Origin of the sequence: Methyloglobulus sp. (genome assembly GCF_046714055.1) — a bacterium.
Classification (GTDB): domain Bacteria; phylum Pseudomonadota; class Gammaproteobacteria; order Methylococcales; family Methylomonadaceae; genus Methyloglobulus.
The window spans coordinates 1-3,703 of record NZ_JBKKBJ010000147.1 but is presented as its reverse complement, the minus strand read 5'-3'; the positions used below and the strand labels follow the sequence as shown (position 1 = coordinate 3,703).

4 protein-coding genes are annotated in these 3,703 nt (G+C 48.4%); 3 read left to right on the top strand and 1 reads right to left on the bottom strand.

Annotated elements, in window-relative coordinates:
* Window positions 1–8: 8 nt before the first annotated feature.
* The gene (locus ACLQ6D_RS08900) at window positions 9–305 is read right to left on the bottom strand and encodes a helix-turn-helix domain-containing protein (protein WP_411726930.1); all 297 of its coding nucleotides are present in this window, start codon (window positions 303–305) and stop codon (window positions 9–11) included.
* Window positions 306–736: 431 nt separating this feature from the next.
* On the opposite strand from ACLQ6D_RS08900, the gene ACLQ6D_RS08895 reads away from it, so the two are divergent.
* From ACLQ6D_RS08895 to ACLQ6D_RS08885, 3 genes are read left to right on the top strand one after another with little or no spacing between them, the layout of a single operon-like run.
* Window positions 737–2,560 carry a PAS domain S-box protein gene (locus ACLQ6D_RS08895; protein ID WP_411726929.1) on the top strand — a complete coding sequence of 608 codons (1,824 nt, stop codon included), beginning with the start codon at window positions 737–739 and terminating at the stop codon, window positions 2,558–2,560.
* Entirely contained in the window at window positions 2,539–3,261 is a 723-nt protein-coding gene (locus tag ACLQ6D_RS08890) for a putative bifunctional diguanylate cyclase/phosphodiesterase (protein ID WP_411726928.1), read from the top strand. The genes ACLQ6D_RS08895 and ACLQ6D_RS08890 overlap by 22 nt, the downstream gene beginning before the upstream one ends.
* A gap of 58 nt (window positions 3,262–3,319) precedes the next feature.
* A complete protein-coding gene (locus ACLQ6D_RS08885; protein ID WP_411726927.1) occupies window positions 3,320–3,442 on the top strand; it encodes a hypothetical protein in 123 nt (40 codons plus the stop codon).
* The last annotated feature ends 261 nt before the right edge of the window (window positions 3,443–3,703 follow it).

Here is a 3,703-nt window from a genome sequence, read left to right as displayed (position 1 = left end):
ACGGTTTTTCACCCAACTGTGACTGCGCCCGCCCCGTCCCGTTTGTGCCATGCGTAAAAGTGTTTGGCATTCCAACCTTCATGGCGTTTGCGGTAACAGCCGACCAACCGCACCACCCCGTCCACGGGCGCCCGTCGATGTGAAACCTGGCTCAGCCGCTTGTCGACCAAGCCGTCCAGGCCTTGGTCCTCATGGCGGTCAATATGCCGGCGGGACGTCCTTTCGCACACGCCCAACAGCCGCGCCGCTCCTTCTTGCGTCAAACGCCCTTGCCGCCATCCACCGTAGCCTCCTTCGAACCTCATCTTCCGGGTCTCCTGTGGCCATTCTGCCCAGTTCCGTCCAGCACCTCCTTAGGTACCCTGAAACCGGACATTTAATTTACTCCCAACACCGATCGACCCAATTCTTGCGACAGCAGTCGTCTATATGTATTATACATTATACAGATTGTACGTTTTTGCTAAACGTAGCATTATTAACGGAGAGACATATGTTAACCAGACTTAATGATTTATTAGTCAACCCTAATGGTTTTATGCCGCACGGCGCTTGTTATCTCTGGCTACCTTCAATTTTGTAGTTGCATATCCTTAGCGAGGCGATCATTGCGATCGCTTATTTTTCCATTACTTTTGCGATGTTGTATTTCGTTCATAAACGTACTGATCTAGCTTATCGTTGGGTGTTTGTACTGTTTGGAATGTTTATTCTTTTATACGGCACCACTCATTTAATGAGCATCTGGACAATTTGGCATCCGGATTATTGGCTAGAAGGGCTGATCAAATTTGCCACAGCGCTCGTTTCGCTAGTGACCGCCTTACTAATCTGGCCGTTGATCCCTAAACTATTGCAACTGCCTAGCCCTCAGGCGTTGAAAACAAGCGAAACATATCTTCGTGCTATCTTCAATGCTACGCCAGATGCCATGTTAATTAGCAATGACCAGGGAATTATTAGCATGGCCAATCAGCAGGCTGAGATCTTGCTTGGTTATAAGGCTGATGAGTTGATAGGGGAGTCGATAGAGGTTCTGCTGCCTGAACGCTTTCGTGTTGGCCATCCTGCACTACGGGCACAATTTCTCGAAACGCCATTCACCAGAATGAGGGGGATGGGGCTAAAAAAAGATAATAGTGAATTTGACGTTGACATCAGTTTAAGTCCCATTCAAACGGAACAAGGCCTATTTATAGCCAGTGCTTTGCGGGACGTTACTCTTCAGAAGCAAGCAGAGGTAGCACTACAGGCGAGTGAGGAGCGTTTTCGAAAGATAGCCAACAATTCATCCATTATAATTTGGATTACAGACGAAAATGGAAATTCCACTTTCGTCAATCAATCCTGGCAGGATTTAACAGGGATTGAGTCTACACAAATGGCTTATAAGGCGTGGATCAAGACGGTTCATCCAGATGACAGGGACACGGCTTTCGTGGGGTATTATCAAAACACACAACGCAAAGACCCCATTACGTCTGAATACCGTATACGTGGCGTGGACGGAGCTTGGCACTGGATTTTAGACAAAGCGATACCCCTCTATAATGGTGGCGGTAAATTTACCGGTTACATCGGCTCGGCGATGGATATTACTGAGCGCAAACAAGCAGAGATTCAGCTTCGTGTCGCTGCCACTGCTTTCGAGACCCAGGAAGCAATGGTCATCACCGATGCCAACTGTGTCATTTTGCAGGTCAACAGGGCCTTCACTGAATCTACCGGCTACACGGCAGATGAAACGGTGGGCAGGCACATAGACCTGCTCAAATCAGGACAACACGATGAGGTTTTTAATTCCGTAATGTGGGAGAGTGTCGAGCACACCGGTTCATGGCAAGGCGAAATTTGGGGGCGGCGCAAAGATGGTGAAATTTATCCCAATTGGTTAGTTATCACTGCGGCGAAAGGGCACGATGGCGTAGTTTCCCATTATGTTTACACCCATATCGATATCACTGAGCGCAAGTTGGCCGAAGAAAAGATCAAAAAACTGGCCTTCTATGATCCGCTTACTCAGCTTCCTAACCGTCGGCTGTTGATTGAGCGGCTAAATTATGGCATCGCAATAGCGCGACGTGAAGGTAGGCAACTGGCCTTACTGATGCTCGATCTAGATCGTTTTAAAGCGGTTAACGATAGTTTTGGTCATCAGGCGGGTGACCAGTTACTGCAACAGGTTGCTGAAAGGCTCAAAGCCCGGTTGCGTGCTGGAGACACGATTGCCCGTTGGGGCGGCGATGAATTTATCGTGTTGCTGGAAAACATTGCTCACCCGGACGATGCCGCGCGGATCGCTAAAGAAATCATCGCCGACCTAACCAAATCTTTCCAGCTCATCCAAAGTGACGATGTGCAGATTGGCGCCAGCATTGGTATCAGCCTGTACCCACAACACGCAGACAACTCTGAACTATTACTGGATTATGCTGACGCTGCATTGCCTATTTTTCGGAGGATATCACCCGTACCATTCGCGAGCGCATTGTGTTGGAAGGACGGCTGCGTAGAGCGATTGAGCAACAGGAACTGCGCGTGTTCTACCAACCGCAAATAGATATTGCCAGTGACCGCATTGTTGGAGCCGAGGCCTTGGTGCGCTGGCAAGATCCTGACGAGGGGCTAATACCCCCCTCCCTTTTTATTCCGATTGCCGAAGAATCCAGTTTGATTGTAAAGATTGGTGAGTGGGTGCTACGGGATACCTGTCGCCAAGGTCAGCTGTGGCTCGATATGGGGTTGCCACCGTTAACCTTGGCGGTAAATGTTTCACCACAACAGTTCCGACGTAGCGACATTAACGCCTTGGTAGCTAAGGTATTGGCCGAAACCGGTTTTCCAGCCGGGCAACTGGAATTGGAAATAACCGAAAGCGGATTGATGGAGAATCAGGACAACGCGACGAATATTCTCAACAGCCTTCATAGCCAAGGCGTTCGTCTTGCCATTGACGACTTTGGTACCGGCTATTCATCGCTGTCTTATCTCAAACATTTCCCTCTGGATGTGCTGAAAATTGACAAAAGTTTTATCGACGAAATTCCCCATAATAAAGGCGGCATGGAAATTGCTGCGACCATTGTGGCGATGGGGCATACCTTAGGGTTTAAAGTGTTGGCAGAAGGCGTGGAAACACCGGAGCAGCTGTTGTTCTTACAGGGCAGGGGTTGTGACACTTATCAGGGTTATATCAAAAGCCGCCCCATACCAGCGGAAGAGTTTGCCGAGTTATTGCTTAAGCAACAGCGGGGTGGGTAACGGAATGAGAAAATAGCTTCATACCTGCCAAGACGAGACGTTTAGCCGATGAAACAGGATGTATGGCGTAGAAGAACGGGTCGCACAATTGACCGAAAAGGGTAGTCCGTTGGTGGGATTGACCGTACGCATAGACTCGGAGGAATTGCGCCCCGATATCAATCAAACCTATGAAAAATAAAAAATAATAAGGTTCGGTAGCTTCGCTTAAGGTCTGTGAGCGGCACGCCCCTTTGATATGATTTAATTAAACAGGACACTTCTAGAGGCAGATTTATAATGTCATTAGAGGTGAATATGAATAATCGAGAGTATTTACTAACTCACCTTACGCACTTAAGCGTTTGAAGCTCGTCGAAAGCCAGCCGGACGGCTTTCAAATACAATTTAGCCCTGAGAGCAAAATGATTGAGCTTGTGTTTGATTGAAAGGCACTCCAGGC

Coding starts and splice junctions, on each gene's coding strand:
- ACLQ6D_RS08885 (WP_411726927.1), top strand. CDS start 3,320: ATGTATGGCGTAGAAGAACGGGTCGCACAATTGACCGAAAAGGGTAGT.
- ACLQ6D_RS08895 (WP_411726929.1), top strand. CDS start 737: ATGAGCATCTGGACAATTTGGCATCCGGATTATTGGCTAGAAGGGCTG.
- ACLQ6D_RS08900 (WP_411726930.1), bottom strand. CDS start 305: ATGAGGTTCGAAGGAGGCTACGGTGGATGGCGGCAAGGGCGTTTGACG.